The 18,708-nt window shown below is 42.0% G+C and carries 19 protein-coding genes; 2 read left to right on the top strand and 17 right to left on the bottom strand.

The features are described from left to right. Window positions 1-136 precede the first annotated feature (136 nt). Window positions 137-1,474, bottom strand: coding sequence for an MATE family efflux transporter (locus AC3WLU_RS03150; protein ID WP_492596797.1), 1,338 nt, complete (start codon window positions 1,472-1,474; stop codon window positions 137-139). Window positions 1,475-1,918: 444 nt separating this feature from the next. Here AC3WLU_RS03150 and AC3WLU_RS03145 point away from each other — a divergent pair, with 444 nt between their 5' ends. Beyond that, window positions 1,919-2,653 carry an SDR family NAD(P)-dependent oxidoreductase gene (locus AC3WLU_RS03145; RefSeq protein WP_057276749.1) on the top strand — a complete coding sequence of 245 codons (735 nt, stop codon included), beginning with the start codon at window positions 1,919-1,921 and terminating at the stop codon, window positions 2,651-2,653. An 86-nt stretch (window positions 2,654-2,739) separates the two neighbouring features. Here AC3WLU_RS03145 and AC3WLU_RS03140 read toward each other — a convergent pair whose 3' ends face one another. The 14 genes from AC3WLU_RS03140 to AC3WLU_RS03075 form a co-directional block, all read right to left on the bottom strand. After that, on the bottom strand, window positions 2,740-3,225 hold the full coding sequence (locus tag AC3WLU_RS03140; protein ID WP_034309313.1) for a DedA family protein: 486 nt from the start codon (window positions 3,223-3,225) through the stop codon (window positions 2,740-2,742). Window positions 3,226-3,473: 248 nt separating this feature from the next. Then, on the bottom strand, window positions 3,474-4,055 hold the full coding sequence (lepB, locus tag AC3WLU_RS03135) for a signal peptidase I (protein WP_063577651.1): 582 nt from the start codon (window positions 4,053-4,055) through the stop codon (window positions 3,474-3,476). A 105-nt stretch (window positions 4,056-4,160) separates the two neighbouring features. Next, window positions 4,161-4,472, bottom strand: a complete 312-nt coding sequence (locus AC3WLU_RS03130) for a DnaJ family domain-containing protein (protein ID WP_492596796.1) — start codon at window positions 4,470-4,472, stop codon at window positions 4,161-4,163. Between the two features lie 610 nt (window positions 4,473-5,082). After that, window positions 5,083-5,895, bottom strand: coding sequence for an immunoglobulin-like domain-containing protein (locus tag AC3WLU_RS03125; RefSeq protein WP_492596816.1), 813 nt, complete (start codon window positions 5,893-5,895; stop codon window positions 5,083-5,085). A gap of 117 nt (window positions 5,896-6,012) precedes the next feature. Then, window positions 6,013-6,969, bottom strand: a complete 957-nt coding sequence (locus AC3WLU_RS03120; protein ID WP_400448543.1) for a transglycosylase SLT domain-containing protein — start codon at window positions 6,967-6,969, stop codon at window positions 6,013-6,015. 179 nt (window positions 6,970-7,148) lie between these two features. Then, complete coding sequence (locus AC3WLU_RS03115; RefSeq protein WP_492596795.1) at window positions 7,149-7,562, bottom strand: DUF4064 domain-containing protein; 414 nt, start codon at window positions 7,560-7,562, stop codon at window positions 7,149-7,151. Window positions 7,563-8,059: 497 nt separating this feature from the next. Beyond that, window positions 8,060-9,505, bottom strand: coding sequence for a uroporphyrinogen-III C-methyltransferase (cobA, locus tag AC3WLU_RS03110; protein ID WP_492596794.1), 1,446 nt, complete (start codon window positions 9,503-9,505; stop codon window positions 8,060-8,062). Between the two features lie 13 nt (window positions 9,506-9,518). Beyond that, window positions 9,519-10,334 (bottom strand): uroporphyrinogen-III synthase, encoded by an 816-nt coding sequence (locus AC3WLU_RS03105; RefSeq protein WP_492596793.1) that lies wholly within the window; start codon window positions 10,332-10,334, stop codon window positions 9,519-9,521. 406 nt (window positions 10,335-10,740) lie between these two features. Then, entirely contained in the window at window positions 10,741-11,013 is a 273-nt protein-coding gene (locus AC3WLU_RS03100) for a hypothetical protein (RefSeq protein ID WP_057276754.1), read from the bottom strand. Window positions 11,014-11,152: 139 nt separating this feature from the next. Next, window positions 11,153-11,863, bottom strand: coding sequence for a DsbA family oxidoreductase (locus tag AC3WLU_RS03095; protein ID WP_063575454.1), 711 nt, complete (start codon window positions 11,861-11,863; stop codon window positions 11,153-11,155). A gap of 74 nt (window positions 11,864-11,937) precedes the next feature. Continuing rightward, window positions 11,938-12,393 carry an RrF2 family transcriptional regulator gene (locus tag AC3WLU_RS03090; protein ID WP_052137319.1) on the bottom strand — a complete coding sequence of 152 codons (456 nt, stop codon included), beginning with the start codon at window positions 12,391-12,393 and terminating at the stop codon, window positions 11,938-11,940. 192 nt (window positions 12,394-12,585) lie between these two features. Then, the gene (locus AC3WLU_RS03085) at window positions 12,586-13,338 is read right to left on the bottom strand and encodes a TIGR03943 family putative permease subunit (RefSeq protein ID WP_098864046.1); all 753 of its coding nucleotides are present in this window, start codon (window positions 13,336-13,338) and stop codon (window positions 12,586-12,588) included. Continuing rightward, the gene (locus tag AC3WLU_RS03080; protein WP_492596792.1) at window positions 13,338-14,348 is read right to left on the bottom strand and encodes a permease; all 1,011 of its coding nucleotides are present in this window, start codon (window positions 14,346-14,348) and stop codon (window positions 13,338-13,340) included. The genes AC3WLU_RS03085 and AC3WLU_RS03080 overlap by 1 nt, the downstream gene beginning before the upstream one ends. Window positions 14,349-14,463: 115 nt before the next feature. Next, window positions 14,464-15,132 carry a YdeI/OmpD-associated family protein gene (locus AC3WLU_RS03075; RefSeq protein WP_492596791.1) on the bottom strand — a complete coding sequence of 223 codons (669 nt, stop codon included), beginning with the start codon at window positions 15,130-15,132 and terminating at the stop codon, window positions 14,464-14,466. 633 nt (window positions 15,133-15,765) lie between these two features. Between AC3WLU_RS03075 and AC3WLU_RS03070 the strand changes: the two genes are divergently transcribed. Next, window positions 15,766-16,269, top strand: coding sequence for a DinB family protein (locus AC3WLU_RS03070; RefSeq protein WP_057276759.1), 504 nt, complete (start codon window positions 15,766-15,768; stop codon window positions 16,267-16,269). A 508-nt stretch (window positions 16,270-16,777) separates the two neighbouring features. Here AC3WLU_RS03070 and AC3WLU_RS03065 read toward each other — a convergent pair. Further along, window positions 16,778-17,128 carry a UTRA domain-containing protein gene (locus AC3WLU_RS03065; protein ID WP_492596790.1) on the bottom strand — a complete coding sequence of 117 codons (351 nt, stop codon included), beginning with the start codon at window positions 17,126-17,128 and terminating at the stop codon, window positions 16,778-16,780. Window positions 17,129-17,335: 207 nt separating this feature from the next. Further along, window positions 17,336-18,220: a PHP domain-containing protein gene (locus AC3WLU_RS03060; RefSeq protein ID WP_492596789.1), complete on the bottom strand. Its 885-nt coding sequence runs from the start codon at window positions 18,218-18,220 to the stop codon at window positions 17,336-17,338. Window positions 18,221-18,708 lie beyond the last annotated feature (488 nt).

The raw sequence follows: 18,708 nt of genomic DNA, 5'->3' as shown, positions 1-18,708 counted from the left end.
TATATATATTTTTCATTTTATCACTTTTACTACCACATTCGCCAAGCCTTGCTACCTATTCTTCGTATTCCCGCATTATTGCTAACATCAAACTACCGATAAAATCCTTACAAAAGTAAAAAAACACCCTCTTTTATTAAAAAGAGGATGATTTCATTAGACTATCGTCATTCATTAACTCTGTTACTTTTCTGTTCAGTCTTGGGATATATAATGCTAAAAACAAAGAACGTCCTAAACTGAAAGCCAGGAATGCAAGCCATAAACCATGATTGCCATGATTGCTTACTGCTGCGAATTGGACTATTAAAAAAGCCATCAGTGCCAGAAGCATCGAGTTCCTTACTGGAACGGCTTCAGTCGCACCGGTAAACACTCCATAAAAAATAAGTCCGATAAAGGCACTGAATGGGAATAGGACTATCCAAAGTCCATATTCATGGGCCAATTCGATGACGCCGGGAATGTCCGTGAATAAGAGAATGACCTCATCGCTGAAAATATAGTAAGATGCGGCAAGTATGATTGAGGCATACAAGCCCCACCGCGCCGAGAGTGAGAGTGTTTTTTTATAAAGGTTTATATCTCTCGAACCAATCGCCTTCCCGACCAGAAGACTTGACGCGTTCGCGAAGCCATCAAAGCAATAGGCCATCAGATAATGGATTTGAATGAGTACGGCATTGGCCGCCAGGGTCTCTGTCCCGAAAGTCGCTCCCTTGGCCGTAAAAAGATTGAAAACCGTGATCAGGCAAATGGTCCTGATGAATAAATCCCTGTTGACCACCATCATTTTTTTCAGGGAAGCCCGATCGAACCCCTCCCGGATTGAAAAAGAATCCGGTACGTTAACCGCTTTCCGGATGACCCACAAGCCGAGTAAAAAAGCGGAAATCTCTGATATCAGTGTAGCGGCAGCAACCCCTGATACAGACCATGAAAAAACATTAACGAAAACGAGGCATAAGATTATATTCATCACGTTCATGAAAACTTGAATGAACAAAGACGTTTTTATCCTCGATTTCCCCATTAACCAGCCTAAGATGACATAATTCAATAGAGCAAATGGCGCGCCCCATATCCTGATGCCGAAATAATCTGCGGCAAAGGCGGAAACATCCGATTCCGGACCGATTGCGCCTAACGATACATTCAAAATGGGCTTTTGTATCACGATAAAAAGCAGACCGATGATCGCTGCAATGAAAAAAGGCCGAATCAAGGCCATCAGGGTTTGCTTTTCATCCCTTGCCCCTTCCGCTTGTGCAGCAAAAGCAGATGTACTGACCCGAAGAAAACCAAAAAGCCAATACATCGTATTAAAAATTATGGTTCCGACAGCCACCCCGCCAATATAAGCGGGATCACTCAACTTTCCAACCACAGCCGTATCGACCGCACCGAGCAAGGGCGTACTCATCGTCGAAATCGTAAGCGGGATGGCCAAGGAAAGATATACTCTGTTATTCATAAAATGATGACCTCCTATGTACATAAAAGTTCTGAAAAGTTAGAATCGGAATGCCGTTATAAAAAATTGTATTCAAAGTACAAAAATATTGCAGTATTTAATTTTAATCACTAGAATTGTACATATGGTGCTCCCCAACATGCATGAGATGCCACTACAAGATTACTTGTGGAACGTTTCAAATAGAACGGGTAAAACCCATTTTAAATCTGGATCATTTACGTATCAAAATTTGAAGATTGAAAGATTGATATCGCTTTCAACCCGCAGGGGTTATGGGAAGTACATTTTTATCCAGCAAGAAAAAGGCATTTCCCAAGCCGGAAAATAAAATACTTGACGGATTCTTGAAGGAGTTTTTAGTATTGCTCGTTGATAATATACCTTTTGAACTATGCTTGAATATATATTCATCGTTATAACAACTAATTAGGAGTGATCATGATGGGAAGATTGACTGATAAAGTAGCCATTATCACTGGCGGAGCATCTGGTATGGGCAGGGAAATGGTAGACCTATTCACAAAAGAAGGAGCACAAGTCATTGCTGCCGATATCAATGAAAAAGCTGTAGCTGCCGTGAATGAACTCGATAACGTCCATGGTACTGTACTTGATGTATCTTCAGACGAAAGCTGGAAAAAGGTGACGGATGAAGTTATCGCTAAATTTGGCCAAATCGACATTTTGGTAAACAATGCCGGTATCTCAACGGAAAAAGGCATTAACGATACGACATTGGCCGATTGGCAGCTAATGTTAGGCATCAATGGATTTGGACCATTCCTTGGAATGAAACACGTTGTTCCTCACATGGCTAAAGAAGGTAAAGGCGCAGTTGTAAACATTTCTTCCTTTACAGCTCAAATCGGAATGGGCTTAAACTCTTATTCAGCTTCAAAAGGTGCCGTCCGTGCTATTTCCAAGGCTGCCGCAACGCAATATGGCCGCATGGGCGTCCGTGTCAATGCCGTATTCCCTGGTATCATCGAAACACCGATGACTCAAAAATTAGAAGAATCAAAAGAGTTAGTGAACCAAATGATCAAGGCCACTCCATTACAACGTTTGGGTCAGCCGGCGGATATTGCAAATGCCGTGCTTTATCTAGCATCCGATGAAGCTTCATACGTAACTGGTGCCGAGCTTGTCATCGACGGCGGATACTCCGCTCAATAATTAAAGCAGAAATGGAAAATCCCGTTTCTAATACTCAGAAACGGGATTTTCTGATTCAATAAAGAAATTTTGTAAGTTGTAATGAGTTAAGTTAACACACCGATGAAATAGCCAAAAGTCGTAAATACCAAACACCAGCTGAATGCCCCTGCTCCTGCAAAGATAAAATACTTTCGTTTCCCCATTCCATTCATACCGGAAATGTAACTGGCGAAGTGACGGACTCCTGGAATGAAATAGGCGATGATAATCGTCCATGGACCGTATTTATTGAACCATTTCTCCAATTTTTCCAACCTCGCGGGGGTCATTTTGATCCACTTACCATGCTTCCTCAAAAAAGGCTTCCCCACCTTTTTTCCGATGAAATAACTGACAAGCATCCCGGATATCGAGCCAAGGAAACTGACAAGGAACGCTCCCTGGACATTCAAAACGGAAATGGATGACAAATAGCCGACAAAAGTCATCATGAACTCATCAGGTACCGGCAAGCCAATAATCCCAATCGCCAACAATCCATATATCGCAAAATAACCATAGTTTGATATTAAATCTTTTACTATATCCATCTAAAGTACTCCATCTCAGCACCCTTTATTAAAGTAATCCATTTTCTTATGCGGGCCTGGGTAACGTGATTACTTCTTTTTAATAGGATAACCTAATTTAACCCAAATGAGTTGATTTTCAAAAAAAAAAATAGAAAAAAAAGAAGAAAGGACACGTTTTTTGTTGAAATACCTGTATGGCAGTTTCCTCATTAAGGATGAAAATCGGCAATAATAAAAGCGGACTCGATACCCGAGTCCGCTTCTTCTTATTTCACAATCTTTATTTCATTGATCGGCCAATACACTAGATTCGCCTTGCCCACGATTTCATCGACGGAAATCGTGCCAATTTCACGGCTATCCAAACTATTTTGGCGATTGTCCCCCATAAGGAACAACTGGCCTTCCGGCACTGTCATGCTGCCTGTAATATCTTCGAGCTTGAAGGATTCAGTCAGCGGCACTCCTGATGGCATCTGATTCTTATATTTGTCCAAGTATGGTTCTTCATAAGCTTTCCCATTAATATAAAGCGTATCGTCTTTATATTCAATATGGTCACCTGGCAGACCGATAACCCTTTTTATATAATCTTTATCTACCGTTGCATGAAAAACGACAATATCAAACCGGTCTATATTATCGATATTCGTTCCAAACTTGGTAAGAACAATTCTTTCGTGGTCTTGCAGAGTCGGCATCATTGACTCACCGTCCACGACAATCGGTGCAAAAATATACGTTCGAATTAAAAAAGCTAGAATGACTGCAATCAATATCGCTTTTATCCATGAAAAAACTTCTTTTCTTTTTTCCAATCGAAGTCCCTCTCTCTGTTTTTTATTCATGCCATTATAACATAATCCTTTCATGATCACGTCATACAAATACCCACATTTTACACATTGTCATTTACTTCCATTTTTCATACTGGATTTCCATGCTTTCCAACTCTATTTCCCTGCGCTGCATTTTAGTTGGCAAATCGCATTATATGTACGGACTTTCTCATTTATTTCACCCATTCGTTTCATTAATTCGGATTCAGTTCCATTCATTTTTTTCAATCGAACCAATTCGGCTAGCTCTTCGCGAATTTCTTTTTGCCATTTTATCCAAAGCGGAAGGAAGCCGGCATCCTTGGCCTTCGTCAAGAAGTTGTCATATATATTTCCCGACAGCGCCGACTCCGGAAGCGGTTTACCAAAGCCAGGATTATTCTTCAGCCCGCCTTCCCTTTCATATTCCTTGAAAATCTGATCCATCAGTTCACATGCCCGTGTTCTTTGCCCATAAACAATCCCCTTTCAGATCACTTATCATTACATGTTTTTACAATTATAACATTTTTATCAATACCCACTCCACCCTTGGGGATACTTTCTACTATTATATATGCCTATCTTTCAGCCAAACACATTCAGGCATCAAAAAATAATGAAAGTGAAGTCCATGGAAGCCTCCATTTTACGAACAAATGATTCGCCAGCACGAGTTGATCTAAAGTAATCATTTCAAGTTGATATCGCTGATTAGAATGATGTTTCGAAAACATCCTCATCACCTCAAGTTTTAATAGTTCTATATTAAAACAAAAAAGACTGTAGGCAAAAGGAGTCCTATCTGAAATATTAAACATAGTTGATTGGAACGGAAGGTGCGAGACTCCTGCGGGAATAGCGAGTCTAAGGGAGACCCCACAGGCGCAAGTGCGCCGAGGAGGCTCCCGGACCGCCCGCGGAAAGCGAGTGCCTGAAGTGGAAATCAACGTCCAAATTTGTACAAGCCAAAAAAAAATGTAGACAAACTCGATTTTCATCGAGTTTGTCTACATTCTGAAAGGATTTCCCTATTCAGGGAATCCTTTTTGGTCTTCTATTTAACGGTGATTTCCCTTTTTACTACCGCCTTGTTCTTCGATTTATCCGTAACTGTGTAAGTCAATGTATAGGTGCCTTTTTTCTTCGTATTCACAGTCCCTGTTATTTTGATCTTACTTGTTAAGCTTCCATCAAGATTATCTTTTGCGGATACACCTGATTTAGGATTGAATGTCGAGTTATAGGCAATGGTTTTGCTCTTAGCACCGGAAATGATAGGCTTTGTGCTGTCTACCGTGATCTTTCTTGTGACTGTTGCAGTATTTTTCGATGAATCAGTGATTGTATACTTTAATGTATACGTACCTTTTTTCTTTGTATTCACCGTACCTGTCACCTTTATTTTACTCGTCATGTTGCCATCCAGGTTATCTTTGGCAGATACGCCCGCTTTAGGGCTGAATGTCGAATAATAGCCAACGGTTTTACTATTGGCTCCCAAGATGACTGGCTTGGTGCCATCTATCGTGATCTTTCTTGTGACTGTCGCTGCATTTTTCGATGAATCTGTGACCGTATACTTCAATATATAGGTCCCCTTTTTCTTCGTATTGACTGTACCCGTCACTTTGATTTTACTAGTCAAATTTCCATCGGCATTATCCTTCGCACTCACGTTTGTTTTTGGATTGAATGAAGAATTAAGTTTGATGGTTTTGTTCCCGGCACCTGAAATCACAGGCTTGACTTGATCATAAACGGTTATTTTCCTTGTGACCTTGGAAACATTCCCAGCTTTGTCAGCTACCGTATAAGTCAAATTATAGGTGCCCACTTTCTTGGTATCGACCTTGCCTTCAACTCGGATGACATGTTAAGTCACCATCTTTATCATCCTTCGCCTTTACGCCGGTTTTAGGATTGAAAGTGGAGTTGAATGGAATCGATTTACCGGCAGCCCCAGAAATCACAGGTTATTCGTATCCTAGATAGGTGCGACAATCGATAGCCTATTGGATAGGTAAGCCGATGAAACATACCCCTTAATCTTCCCGTCTTCCGTTTGTACGGGATAAAAAACAAATTTATTTCCTTTAGATTCGTGATAGTTAAAATTCCCTGTGATGATCAAGCTTGTATTTGGCGGAACAGATACTGCACCTGCCGTAGTGCTTATTTCTTTCCTGATATTCGCGCTTGATGTCGTCACCACTTTGTCTCCAGCCTTGAACCAATAAACAGAGTCATGTGTTTGCTCTGTCAGTGTGTATACAAGATTTGTAAAGATGATATTTTCCGTGCTGTCCCGATCATATTGAAAGTCAGAAGTTTTGAATGGATATTTTGCCAGTTTTGTATCATTCAAATAACTTTGGTTTTCTATCTCAGCAAAAACTTCCTCTTGGTAGGCATTCGTATTTCTTTGCCCGTTTTCCTGGTAAAGAGGACTGTTAACTGGTTTTGTCCCATTGTATGCCATGACAGGGAAATACCAGTTTTCGATGACCCTTCGTCCTGCATCTTTGATCTTGGGCAAATCCCTTCTTAAATACATGCCACTCAGGACCTCGACACCTGCCCCGATATTGTAGACTATATCATTTTCCAGCTTTTTCTGGTCATACCCACTTTTATTGGTAAGCTGCATTAGACCGATACCGCCATCGCCGGATATAATCGGTTTACCGTCCTCATTAAATTGCCTCCAATCCCCGTTTTCCTGCGTAGCCACCGCTTTTACCACTTCAGGGGGGATTTCAGCCTCTATTGCCGCATTCGTCAGTAAGCAGTTGATCTGCTTATGGGAAGGATTTTCATTGGGTTGAATCTCACCGAATGATGAACACGCATTGGTTATTCCAGACTCCGCAAAAGCGTGTCCATTGAACAAACCGAGTGTTAAACAGGTCAGTGCCCCAACCTTCATTAAGGGTATCTTCATCGATCGAACTCCAGTCTATTTATATTTAAATCTATAATAATAGTAACATGATAGACTGGTGATTGCAGGTATAATAAGGTATTTCCCCCTGAAATATCCTTACAGCATAAAAGGAGCTTACCCGCATTATCGGGAAAGCTCCTTTGTTTTCAAATCTCAAAACTATGTATGCTGCCGGATCATTCGATCACTTCCACCGTTTCCCTCGGCTTCCTTACAAGGCACATGATACCCGGTATGATGAAGAAGATAAGCGGCCAAACATGAAAAATCGTCAGAATGCCCGTAATGATCAATAAGATTCCGGCTCCCTTCGCCTTGCCGCCCTTTAATAGAAAGATAGCGATCAAACCGCCTGCCAAGGCAATGAACAGAGATATGATCCCAGCCCATAATAAGCCCATGAAAAATTTGACTGACATATCTATCTCAGATGAGGAAAACTCCTGAGAATCTGTCATTAATGAGTTGTCAACCATTTCTTTCAAATCGATACTGTTGAGATAGACGGCCGCTATGATCGTCACGATTAAAAAAATCGCGGCGATTATCACACCTATGATACTTAATGCGTATTCCCATGTCCGTTTCATTTACTTCGCCTCCCTGGAAAAGTCACGTATATATAATACCCAATCTGTGAAGGAATAAAAGACTTTTATTCCTTACTCCTCAAAATTGAGTGTAAATGTGGTGAATTCGTCCAAATCCTTTAACGCCCCCCTGCCTTGCCTTCATTCATCCTTCTTTTTCAATCGTTCGTGTAATTCATCTCTTTTATTATCCAGGTTATTCATTTTTGTCATATGTTTTATAAAGAACGGACCGCCTTCACAACCATAACGAATAACAGAACAAGTAGGGCAAGGTAGAATAATTGTCATAAAACATCGCCAATATTAAACATGAAGTCACCTTCTGTCTTTGAATGAACCGGCCAATAAAAGCAGTAAGTGAGGGCTTTTCGTACTCCGTGATGTTCCGTAATTAAATGATAACACGATTGGCCCTAACACTGAACGCCAATAATATTAATAGAAGGTGAATAACAAAGCCCCCCAAAGGAAATAGACTCTGTTTTTATCAGAGCCTAAAAAACATTCCTATTCACGATCAAATCCACCAATTGTTCGACAGACGGTTCTTTCGGCATCATATCAGATGTAAATCCATAGTCTTGAAGTCTATTGCCGGTACTTTCCCCGATCACCCCGATGGAGGCTTGTTTTAGCAGCGCTTCAACATCCACGTTTGCCTTGTCCCCATATTGCATCAGCATATCGACTGAATGCCGGTTTGAAAATAATACCGTTTCTACAGCTTTCCCATCAAGCATTCTCGGAAAGATTTCAAGGAATCTTTCATCGACAAATTTAGCGATTGATTGAATATAGTCTCCGTCCCCATGTGCCGGATCTCTAAGATCCCTTTTTCGATCTCCAACAACTAACAGTGTTCCGGCTTCCGGCATCCCGGATTTGAGCTCGGCCGTCAGACCCCGTTGCTGCAAAGCCTTTTTCGATTTCCTTGATAACACATATAGTTTAGAAGAAATCCGGCGGAAATCAATAGCTTGTTCAGTGAGTGAATCCAAGAATCCATGGACACTTTCAGGCGAAGTGAAGAGAATTCGATCATATGAAAGAAAAGCGAGCAGCTGACTTTCTTCTATTTTCACTTTTTCCGCATTCCATTTAGGAAACTCGATGACTTCGCCGCCAAGTTCATACAGGGCTTCCGCCAAAGCACTCTTTGCCGTCCCAGTCCGGGCCACTAAAAACCGTTGTCCATAAAGCGGCTTCCTTTCGAACCATTGCAGTTTTCCCCTTAGTGAAATGATATCCCCGACCAAGGTGATTGCAGGATTGCCAAGCGACCTTTCACTTACCCGTTCGACGATATCATCCAAGGTCCCCTCGACACTTTCCTGTCTTCCATAAGTGCCCCATTGAATGACGAGTGCCGGTGTATTCCCCGGCTTTCCATGATTGATCAAATTTTTGCGGATAGACGGAAGGTTGGCCACACCCATATAAAAGGCAACCGTATCTATACTCACAAGCCCATTCCAATCTATATCCTTCTTCGTTTGGTCATGGCCCGTCACCATCGCAAAGGAACGTCCGTAATCCCGATGTGTGACGGGAACTCCTGCGTACATGGATGCAGCAATGCTGGACGTAACCCCCGGAATGACTTCGAATGGGATTCCCTTATCTTTCAACGATTCCGCTTCCTCCCCGACTCTTCCAAAAACGGCAGGATCACCGCCTTTCAAACGGACGACCCGATGCCCTTCCAGTGCTTTGGAAACAAGCAGCTCATTGATTTCCCCTTGGCTGATGCCAGTAGTATAAGGTGTCTTGCCACAATATATCAATTCACAATCGAAGGCGGCAGCCTCCAACAGCTTGGGATTCAGCAATCTATCATATAAAATGACATCCGCTTTTTCAATCGCTTTTTGGCCTTTTACGGTAATCAGGCCTTCATCACCCGGACCTGCACCAACAAAATAAACCTTGCCCTTGGTCATGCCGCACTCACCCCTATCTGCTTGCCATTCCCTGATAATATTTCACCAGCTCCACCATTGCACTGCCCATCCGTTGATCTTCAGGATATATGACCCGCTCAATCCCTTCATCGATCACCACCTGCGCCGTTACCTTTCCGACCGCAAGAGCAATTACATCTGATGCAAACAGGCCGACTATCTTATCCTCCACACCTTGTTCACGGACAAATCTCATTAAATTTCGCGGCTGGGGTGCACTCGTGAACACAACCGAATCGATTTTGCCTTCAAGGATTTCTTGGATCAGCTGCTGCATCGTTTCTTTTTCAGGCGCTATATGTTCATATGGCAGGATTTCTTTATGTTCCACTTTTTGTTCATCCAGCCAATTCATCAAAAGAGGCGCCGGATCGCCGTGAAGCTGCAAAGCGACCTTTACACCTCCAGGCAGATGGCCTTCCAGATTGCGAACAAGCCCTGCCGTACTGCCATCATCATCACGGATTAATGGCTGCAGGCCAAGCTTTTTCAGCATATTAACCGTTTTATAGCCCCTAGCTGCAATTTTCATAGACTGCAAAGCCTCTTTGAAACGCTCTCCCGCTTCCATCTTCACTGCCGTTTTATATAATAATTCCGTCCCCACTCCCGTCGTGAGAATGATCCAATCGAACTCCCCTGCCATCAAACGGGTGACATCCTCTTCCAAATGGGAATCATCAAGGAAAACCGTCCCCTGTGCCGGGCGAACAAGCGGGACTCCCCCAAGATTTTGAACGATTTTACTAAGTTCTTCCGTCTTCCGCGCCCCCAATAAAGCAACGGTCCTGCCATTAAGCTTACTCATCCATGTCCCTCCTATATGTACATTCAATTAAATCCATCTCACCCATTATACAAATTTTCAGTCTATGAAACTATAAAAAACGGATTCCATATCAAAAACAACGCTTTTTCGTTCTTTTAGCTTATATAAATTCAGTGGAAAGATGAATTAGCAGCATTTTGCTTTTCATAAGTCCCGCCCTCATGAGTTTGGAGCAAATACTCGTGAGTTTTGGGCTTTTACTCGTGAGTTTAGAGCAAATACTCGTGAGTTTAGAGCAAATACTCGTGAGTTTTGGATTTTTACTCGTGAGTTTCCAAAAAAGCAAAACATGGCCTGCTTCAATTCCCTCATCTTATCTTTTCAGTCAATATAAAAAAGCTGCCTTCAGGACAGCGATTTTCACGATTTAACATTTAACCTTTTGTTAATTCTTATTTATCGCCCTTTGGGCAATATGCTCCAGTTCTTTTTTTACAAAAACATCATATTGAGTGGTTTCATGGCGATTCTGAAAGTTTTCAGTGCCTAAGTTCATAGGCGTTTTCGTTTTGAAGGGTATCCCTTCCCTTTCCAATTTCGCAACCGCCTTATAATAATTTTCATTCCCGAATGCTGTATAAATACATGTCCAATATTTATAGGAAATCAGTTTGACAATTACTATACACGCAATCACGAGGACTAGTATGCCAATCATTATATACATCCTTTAACTCCCTTTCATTTCGGACTTTTTTTGGAAAAGCCATCCTGTACACTATATTCTTTGCCATACATGACATTTCCTTTTCAAGTAAAAAAAGGAGACCCCAGTTTGGGGTCTCCTTCTTCATCTTCTATTTTTCCTTTACGTTACAAGAACCATCCGTACAAGCGTCGCCTGTTGCTGGATCATTCACGATCGTAAGCGGATTTTCCTCAGCCCATACTTTTTTTAGCGTATCGAGGAATGCTTCCGTTGGCTGGGCGCCGGAGATTCCATATTTGCGATTAATGACGAAGAATGGGACGCCTGTAATGCCAAGCAGGCTTCCTTCTTGCTCATTTCCCCTAACCTCTGCCGTGAATGCCGTTCCTGCCAGCATGGACTCCGTCTCGGACTTTTCAATGCCAACCTCTTCTGCCAAACTTGCCAATGTAGCGTGATCGCCAATATGTTTGCCTTCCGTAAAGTAAGCTTTAAATAGGCGTTCATTCATTTCTTTCTCTTTACCTTTTGATTCAGCAAAGTGCATCAAGCGGTGGGCATCGAACGAATTCGTTAAGACGACTTTGTCCAAGTGATAATCGAGTCCCAATTCTTTAGCCTGTTGAGTCAGGTTTTGGCTGTTCGCTTCCACCTGCGCTTGAGACATGCCGTATTTCTTGGCCAGCATTTCATTTTGAGTCATATTGATATCCCGCTCAGCCTCTGGGTTCAACTCAAAACTGCGAAATGAGACCTCCACCTGATCTTTATTTTCAAACTGCTTTAACGCCTCTTCGAACCGACGCTTACCTATATAACAGAACGGACATTGATAATCCGACCAAATTTCCACCTTCATGTAAATACCTCCTCGTTTTAAATGCAATCGCATTAAGCACATTATATAATCCTGGGTATCCTCTTGCAAGGATATTAGCCCAGACACTCATTTTCAAAATTGGTGAAGTCGACTTTTTTCATGAATTCTTCCAATGTATAGCCCTTTAGCAGGCGCAATGTTTCCTTTTCGGCTTCGTTCATGATTTCCTCCAAAGCCGTATCCAGCTGCTTCCCGACCTCTCCGCATTCGCTCGTTTCCATACAAACAAGACATTCCGGCCGTACCGCTTGATACACATCCGCCAAAGTAAGCTGAGAGGCAGGCACCTTCAGACTATAACCGCCTTCCCTTCCTTCCTTTGTTTCGACGATCCCCTCAGCTGCAAGCTGTGCCATCACCCTTCTTAAAAAAGTGGCGTGTGACTTCACCTTTAAGGCGATTGCCGAACTTGTCAGGAGCTTTTCGCTTTGTGCAAGCCAAACCAAAGAGTGAATGGCAATGGCAAAGCGCGGCGGACCAATTTGATTGTTTCGATTACTTGAAGACAAAATTATCCCCCCTTACACTCTTATCCATGGTAAGGCCATTATACTATGTTACGTGCTCCCGAACAAATGGCGCCATTTCTCGATTTTCCGCCCGCAGCGCACGATTTTCCAGCCGTTTCCGGGTTCGGCAAAATAATATATCCTTTCGGCACAAAAACCCGGCAAAACATCCTTTTGCCGGGTTTTTCAATACTACTGAATGATTTGTACATTTTCATATAAATAAGCTTCTTCCGGGGCCTTTATTTTCTTCGATTCTTTTAAATCGATCACCGGTACGGGTTCCCCTTTATAGCTTCCTTTTTTTAATGTCCCTGTAATCGTATACCAATCATTCGTCTTCATTCCTTCCACGTTCCCGTTGACCATATATCCATATAACGTCGCATCGACCACACAGCAGGACATGGAGAGGCGGGAGATGGCCATTTGTTTTTTCGTGAATGTATCCTCACGGTATATGAACCCCGAAATCTCTATCTCCTTCCCTTTGATCGTATCGAGGTTGTTCAGCAAATCATCCAGCACTTCAAAATAATTATCATCGGTTACGGAGATTTTCTCCCCATTCGCATGTTTCCCGGAATCATATGAACTTACCATCTGTGCCTGCTGCTTTGCCATCCCCCTTTTCGCCAGCGCTTCCCCGCTTAAAGTAAAATCGGTCAGGATGAAGCCCAGAAGAATCGGAAGGAAGAACAAACCATATTTCAGGACCGAAGACTCCCCATTCGATCCGCAATCACAATGTTGTTCACTTTGTTTTTGTTTTTTCATTCGGAGAAGGCTGATCACTAAAAAAGCGAAAAGTGCCGCCAATGCATATGGAACCATTTTGGGTGCGATCAATTTCGTTAAATATCCTGAAACATACAATTTAAAGATCATGAGACCCAATCCCAGCAGCAGCAATCCTTCAAGTCTTTGGATAAAAAAACGTTTCATCAGAAGCCCCCCTTACTGATCAATCCTCCTGCAATCAGGCAGAGGCTGAAGACGACTGCGAAAATAAGCAGGACATACGTGACGACGAAGCTCCGTTTAAAACAAGACATCATGATCAAAACATTTTTCAGATCCAGCATGGGGCCAAATACAAGGAATCCCAGTATGGAGCCTGGCAGAAAACTATGGGAAAAGGAGGCCGCAACGAAGGCATCAGCTGATGAACAGAGTGAAAGCACAAACGCAATTCCCATCATCAACGCCGTGCCTTTTATTGGCGCCTGACCAATATCGGCCATTACGGACCGATCCATGAACACCTGAAATACACTGGCAAACAAGGCTCCGATGATAAAGTATCGGCCGACCATAAAAAACTCCTGTGAAGTATGATCAATGAAGTTTGTCCATTTACTGGACTGACTATCATGTACATGCCCTTGCACCAGTTCCAGCTTGTCCTCTTTCACCACATCTTTAGTGCTGAATATATGAATGAATAAACCTGCGATTATGGCCGTCAGGACACAAAGAATGATTCTTCCATATAAAATGGACGGATTATTTTGGAACGCATAATATGTTGAGCCGAACACGATGACATTCAATATCGGGGCTGTTACAAGCAAGACCACACCTGCATGGACCGGGACACCCTTTTGAATCAATCTCCGGACGACCGGGATGATTGCACATTCGCAAACCGGAATGATCAGCGCCGCCGCAATCGCAGCAAAAATGGCCGTCAGGGGTCTTTTGGGTATCATCCGCTGAATGATTTCTTCACTGATAAACAACTGGATGAATGATGAAGCAATGGCCCCCAGGAACAGGAAAGGAATCGATTCTAAAAACAATCCCAAAAACACGACGAGCACTGAGTGAAGCATCGGGTAGTCCGAGAAATCAATTGCTTTGGGAACGAACACATCGCCTAGAAAAAAGAATGCCAGCAGCAAAAACAGCAGAATCAATAACAGCAAATTTCCCGCGTAGCGTTTCAAAAGCATATTTAACCACCTCGCAAATCATAATTATTACGATTTAAGTTTGGATTCGGTCTAGTATATGCTTTTGATAGGGTGAAAAGAACAAGAAAAAAGAGAATGGAAGACTTCACCACCCTCATTGATTCCTTCGATATAGATCCCTGCTCTTATAACCTTCTCCTAAAATCGTTTTCATTTCCTGGCGCCGTTTCACTTGTGTCGCCACTTGTTTTGCACTATACACATAACGGGCCCAATCCTTGCGATACCCTGGCGTAAGTGATTGATAGAACGCAAGCAAATCAGGGGAATCCTGCAAATCTTTCTCAATTTCAGAAATCATGCCGATATAATCATCTACCGATTGGCTTGCTTTGGCAGAGGGACGGTTTCTATTTTTTGAGTCTTCTTTAAGTCCGACTACCGTAAAGACATCATCCAACCCAACCATACGCGCAAACTTCAGGTCACTCGAGCCAACATACCCTTCATCATCCGCACCAAGGCCCTGCATCAGATCATCACGATGAATATATGTAGCATATTCTTTATTCCCCTTCTTGGGGTACGCCAAAAAAATATAGCCGTTTTTACTTAAATGATTTTTATCGATCACCTTATCCACGATTCTCTTTAAAGAATCCATATCCAATACAAAGGCAAATATAAGATCATAGGCACTTTCATTAAGCTTTGTATCGTAATCCGGCAGCTCTGCTAAATAATCCGCCCCGGCTGGCTGATTCAGGACTGCCACCCGTTCATATTTATGTAAATTCAGTTTTTCAACTATTGTTTTAGCCATTGCATTCACCATCCAATCCTGGTTGATTTTTTCTACCTTCAGTTTATAAGCTTCCCATTGCGTTAGCAACTTTTCTCTAGATAGTATAAAAATCCAAAATTCGATGTGGAAACCTTCCGTATCTTTTCATATAATCATTTCTAGGAAAATATTAACTGTGCTATAATTCAGATATAATAATTTCCAATGTCCAGCATCTATAGATTCTTTTCCCTTTGAATGCCAGCTTCATTTTTCGGTTCATTAGCGGAGGCCCTAGGCGCAATATTCTAAGTAGGCATAAACTCAACTTTTTTGCATAGGCATGATAGGGTATCAAAGCTCCAGAAAAAATGCAGTCCCTGGAAATATAGACTTGACTCCAGATTTGCATTTCTTCCCAAAATTATGAATACCAGTGAAAAATGTCTTTTCGTTGTACTATAAGAGATATCTTTTAACACTCTTCATTAAATAGAAACCATGCTTCAAAACATAGTGTCGCACTCCTTCAATCATCATGAATCCACTTTAAATCAGGTGTTTTTCCCGTAGTTTTTATGCATTCTTTATGCAATCAGATATCCCTTTTTTTCCTATTTCAAAAAATTCAGTGATGCTTTCATATGTGGGTGTCACAAAAGGGGAGTTCTCATGAATTATATCGAGTATGATTTGCTATTTGAATCAAGAAAACAGTTAATTGAGGAAATTACGGAGTTGGATGAAAAAACGCTCCACCATAAGCCTGTGCCTGAAGTATGGAACATCGCCCAAATTTGCCATCATTTATATCTTACGGAACAGGTTTTTACAGAAGTTATAGCAAATGGCATTCGGGAAAGGGATTTTAATAATATCATTCAAAAAAACATTTACTTCGTTACTGATAGAACAAGGAAATTCTCATCCCCTGAGGCCATTTCACCCTCTTCAGCCCCATTTCAATTATCGAGCCTCATGGATTTGCTGGCAGAATCAAGGGATCGATTATTACAGGTTCTTTATGATATGGATTCAGATATCCTGTTAAATAGAAAGAAAGCCAAACATCCCCTGTTCGGGGACCTCTCATTGGATCAATGGATTGAGTTATTATCCTTACATGAACAAAGGCATATCAAACAGATTCAAGAAATAAAGACCGCCCTTATATAAGCCTTTCATGACAAATTAAATAATCAGCCGGAGACTTTTCAAACAAAGAGACCACGACATTTTGTGGTCTTTTTTCATGCATGCTATGAAACGATCGTGACTGTCGGGAGCTGCACCAAGTTGATAGATTGGCAGAGCCCATATTTCCCTAGCCAGCATTCTAGTATCAAGATGATACTTTTAGTTTCCTTTTGATTTGTGTTGCAAAGATTTCAAGACAGATTGCGACGATCAGGATAAAATATGTTTTAGTTTCAAGCTAACATCTTCAATGTATCTTGCTGCCAAGTGAACGTACGTTAAGAAAGAGTAAATCTTTGTATGAAATTTGTTAAAGCCGGGCCTCGCTATTCAAATTTCGTGCTTTACTCGTGAATTCGGAGCATTTACTCGTGAGTTCCGTGCCTTTACTCGTGAAATCGGGGCATTTACTCGTGAATTTCGTACTTTTACTCGTGAATTCAGAGCATTTACTAGTGAATTCGATCGATATCTGGAATAGAAGTTTTTATATAACATATGTGAAACAATCGCTCCGATAGATTTTGACCGTATGCTCAAGGGCTTGATTACTCCGCTTATCCCGGCATAATGATTCCACTTGCAAAAGTGGAATCGAACTTGAACACTGCAAAATATCCCGTTCGAAAAGAGTGGGAAAAATCGCATTCAGCGTGCTCCTGCTGGATCCGAACTCTACAAAGCCGCGCTGCCGATAATATTGAAACATGGAGGTTATATCCGGACCGTCCTTTTCTATTTCAGGAAAAGTTGATTTTGTTATAAAAGATGTATGAAGAATCGGGAAGTCGTCTATTAACCTAAGCCTGCCAATTTTAAAGACCTTATTTTCCGCCAACAAAAATCCCCCTTTACATATAATTCCCTTGTTACTGTCAGTGTAATGAGAAAATATGAAGCTATCATGATTTTCTTGTAAAAATTACCAGATCGCAAGGAAGCACTTATTTTATCGATCTTTTTCCATACAAGACCCTGTATGTTCAGTCTTTCAAATTCCCAATCCAGCATGTAAGCATGCCGCTTTCACAGAAAATTCCTGGTTTCATAGATCGATATTTTTCAATACCACATCATTAATGGCCATGCTTTTTTTCCTTACTTTCAAAGCATTCACACATTCCGTTCCAGGGCTCATACTGCCAAGCCGAATCGGCTTTTCCCCATAATCCCCATGAAAATCGGAACCTCCTGTTTTAATGAGATTATATTGATCTGCATATGAAATCGCTCTTTCCTCTTCTGCATGACCATGATGCGGGTTAAGAACTTCAATCCCTTCAAGCCCTGCTTTTACAAGATCAGGGATAATTTCGAAGCTCCCGTATTGTCCAGGGTGAGCAAGGACCGGGACGCCTCCGGCAGCACGAATCGCCTTCACAGCCAGTATGGCATCAACATACTCCATAGGAATAAAGGCAATGCCCGGCTCTTCCCCATTTTGGCCGCGGCTGAAGATTTTCTTATACAAATCTCCATAGATAGAATCCGTATACCCCGATTCCCGAAGCGCCAGCATAATATGTTGTTTATAAACACCGGTTCCTCCCCTGAATTTAGATACCTGATCCCAAGTAATTCGATATCCTGCATGAATCAGCCGTTCCACCATTTTTTCAGAAGCTGCATTCCTCTTTTCAATCAGTGGATTACATAAATCCTCAAGGGCCTTATGACCAGGCTCGACAAAATAGCCCAAAATATGTACACGCCTTCCTCTTGCAAAGTCATAACCGGAAACTTCGATACCAGGGATGATTTCAATACCTATTTCCTTACCCCGTTCCGCCATCTCTTGCAATCTCATTGTTGTATCGTGATTCGTAATCGCTAAATGGCCAATTCTCTCCCTTTTTGCAACCTCCAATAGTTCTTCAAAAGAACTGGAACCATCTGAAACGTTCGTATGACAATGTAATTCAACCTTCATGCCAATCCCCCATTCTTATTCGTTACCCATTTTCATTTTAACTTAGTGCCATGTCGGTCAACGTTAAGATGATGTAAAAAAACGTAAAGGTGTAAAAGTCGTCCTGATTGGTGAAAATACTTAAGTATTTCAAGCTGCAGACAAAAAAACTTCCAGTTGATTTCAGAAACCCGCTCCCTTTCCGCCGACTGTATGCCAAGCCTCATCAAAGCAAGCGCCTTTGGTGTCTTGGCTAGCCAGTTATTCGGCAGGAGTGTCGCATATTTCTTCCATCCATTAAGGAGTACAGGAGAAAAAACATGAAAGATAAACTAGTCTTAAATAGGGTTCGGAATAAGACGAGCCAGCATTTTTTTAAGTTGATTGGAACGGAAGGTGCGGGACTCTGCGGGAAAAGCGTGGCATGGGAGACCCCGCAGGCGTGCCGAGGAGGCTCCCGCCCGCCCGCGGAAAGCGAGTGCCTGGAGTGGAAATCAACGTTCCATATT

This window comes from Peribacillus sp. FW305-BF15 (assembly GCF_058783805.1).
Note: the sequence above shows the minus strand (reverse complement) of the source record. Positions and strands in the feature narration are given on the sequence as shown.

What these genes read in the sequence shown, in the direction of transcription:
- AC3WLU_RS03150 (WP_492596797.1), bottom strand. Translation starts at nt 1,474, where the DNA reads ATGAATAACAGAGTATATCTTTCCTTGGCCATCCCGCTTACGATTTCG.
- AC3WLU_RS03145 (WP_057276749.1), top strand. Translation starts at nt 1,919, where the DNA reads ATGGGAAGATTGACTGATAAAGTAGCCATTATCACTGGCGGAGCATCT.
- AC3WLU_RS03140 (WP_034309313.1), bottom strand. Translation starts at nt 3,225, where the DNA reads ATGGATATAGTAAAAGATTTAATATCAAACTATGGTTATTTTGCGATA.
- lepB (WP_063577651.1), bottom strand. Translation starts at nt 4,055, where the DNA reads ATGAATAAAAAACAGAGAGAGGGACTTCGATTGGAAAAAAGAAAAGAA.
- AC3WLU_RS03130 (WP_492596796.1), bottom strand. Translation starts at nt 4,472, where the DNA reads ATGGATCAGATTTTCAAGGAATATGAAAGGGAAGGCGGGCTGAAGAAT.
- AC3WLU_RS03120 (WP_400448543.1), bottom strand. Translation starts at nt 6,969, where the DNA reads ATGAAGATACCCTTAATGAAGGTTGGGGCACTGACCTGTTTAACACTC.
- AC3WLU_RS03115 (WP_492596795.1), bottom strand. Translation starts at nt 7,562, where the DNA reads ATGAAACGGACATGGGAATACGCATTAAGTATCATAGGTGTGATAATC.
- cobA (WP_492596794.1), bottom strand. Translation starts at nt 9,505, where the DNA reads ATGACCAAGGGCAAGGTTTATTTTGTTGGTGCAGGTCCGGGTGATGAA.
- AC3WLU_RS03105 (WP_492596793.1), bottom strand. Translation starts at nt 10,334, where the DNA reads ATGAGTAAGCTTAATGGCAGGACCGTTGCTTTATTGGGGGCGCGGAAG.
- AC3WLU_RS03100 (WP_057276754.1), bottom strand. Translation starts at nt 11,013, where the DNA reads ATGATTGGCATACTAGTCCTCGTGATTGCGTGTATAGTAATTGTCAAA.
- AC3WLU_RS03095 (WP_063575454.1), bottom strand. Translation starts at nt 11,863, where the DNA reads ATGAAGGTGGAAATTTGGTCGGATTATCAATGTCCGTTCTGTTATATA.
- AC3WLU_RS03085 (WP_098864046.1), bottom strand. Translation starts at nt 13,338, where the DNA reads ATGAAACGTTTTTTTATCCAAAGACTTGAAGGATTGCTGCTGCTGGGA.
- AC3WLU_RS03080 (WP_492596792.1), bottom strand. Translation starts at nt 14,348, where the DNA reads ATGCTTTTGAAACGCTACGCGGGAAATTTGCTGTTATTGATTCTGCTG.
- AC3WLU_RS03075 (WP_492596791.1), bottom strand. Translation starts at nt 15,132, where the DNA reads ATGGCTAAAACAATAGTTGAAAAACTGAATTTACATAAATATGAACGG.
- AC3WLU_RS03070 (WP_057276759.1), top strand. Translation starts at nt 15,766, where the DNA reads ATGAATTATATCGAGTATGATTTGCTATTTGAATCAAGAAAACAGTTA.
- AC3WLU_RS03060 (WP_492596789.1), bottom strand. Translation starts at nt 18,220, where the DNA reads ATGAAGGTTGAATTACATTGTCATACGAACGTTTCAGATGGTTCCAGT.